The sequence below is a fragment of the Planotetraspora kaengkrachanensis genome, from assembly GCF_016862895.1.
GTDB classification, from domain to species: Bacteria; Actinomycetota; Actinomycetes; order Streptosporangiales; family Streptosporangiaceae; genus Planotetraspora; species Planotetraspora kaengkrachanensis.
Window position 1 is genome coordinate 1 of record NZ_BONV01000078.1, and the last position, 1306, is coordinate 1306.

At 65.8% G+C, this 1306-nt stretch carries 1 protein-coding gene; it reads right to left on the bottom strand.

What is annotated here, in order from left to right:
• Positions 1-34: 34 nt before the first annotated feature.
• Positions 35-1261 (bottom strand): IS30 family transposase, encoded by a 1227-nt coding sequence (locus tag Pka01_RS40415; protein ID WP_373318252.1) that lies wholly within the window; start codon positions 1259-1261, stop codon positions 35-37.
• Positions 1262-1306: the final 45 nt, after the last annotated feature.

Here is a 1306-nt window from a genome sequence, read left to right on the forward strand (position 1 = left end):
TGGCGCTTTCTAAGAGTCGTCGCAACACCGGTGATCAGTTGCTGGTGGCGAGGAGCATAGCGAGACGCTCGGCTGGGGTTTCCCAGTCGAGCGTTTTTCTTGGTCTGGCGTTGAGTTCAGCGGCGACGGCGTCGAGGTGTTCGCGGGTGTGGACCGACAGGTCGATGCCTTTGGGGAAGTACTGGCGGAGTAGGCCGTTGGTGTTCTCATTCGAGCCGCGTTGCCACGGGCTGGCCGGGTCGCAGAAGTAGACGGGCATGTCAGCGGCGATGGTGAACTCGTGGTGGCGGCCCATTTCGCTGCCCTGGTCCCAGGTCAGAGAGCGCTTGAGGTGGGTCGGGAGCGTCTGCATGGTCGTGATCAGGGCGTCGCGCATCCGCTCGGCGCTGCGGTCGGTGGGCAGGTGGACGAGCATCACGTAACGGGTGGTGCGCTCGACCAGGGTGCCGATGGCCGACGCGTGATTCTTGCCGATGATCAGGTCGCCTTCCCAATGTCCAGGCACGGCCCGGTCTTCGACCTCGGCGGGCCGCTCGCTGATCATCACCATGGGTGCGCTGTAGCGAGGTTGACGCTGCTGAGCCAGGCGGCGAGGCTTGCGCATCGCGCGGCCGGTGCGCAGGGCTCGGGCTCGGGCCAGTTCGCGGCGCAGCTCTCCGCGGCCCTGAACGTAGAGGGCCTGGTAGATCGTCTCGTGGCACACGTGCATCTCCGGCCGGTCAGAAAAGCTCCTGCGCAGGCTCTGGCAGATCTGCTCGGGACTCCAGCGTTTATGCAGGTGGTCCTGAATGTATGCCTGCAGCTCCGGGTTCTGGCCGATCTTGCTCGGTTTGGGCCGCGGCCGGCGGGAGTCGGCACGGGCCTGGGCAGCATGCGGCCGGTACTGCCCGCTGGTGGGGTGCCGGTTGCGGCGGACCTCCCGGCTGATCGTGGACGGGGCACGGCCCAGCTCACGTGCGATTTCGCGGATCGATACCTTCTCCCGCAGACGATCAGCGATGTGGATCCGCTCGTCCTCGCGCAGATACCGGGACGGCCCAGAAGGGGCCACCACCCGCGCGATGGGCGGTGCCCCCTTCCTCGTGCCTGATGGGTTCCAGCCATTCCGCCACCGTTTCCCGGTGCGGGAGTTGATCCCAACGATCCGACACGCCTCTAGGCTGCTGAAGCCTTGATCCATGAGGCGGAAGTATTCCTCCCGCTCTGCAGTCAGCTTCTTCCGCCCTTGCGGGGTCCGGATCTTGCGGATCTCGAAGTCCATCGCACTCCCCGAGCTGGGGTGTTGCGACGACCACTAGAACGGAAG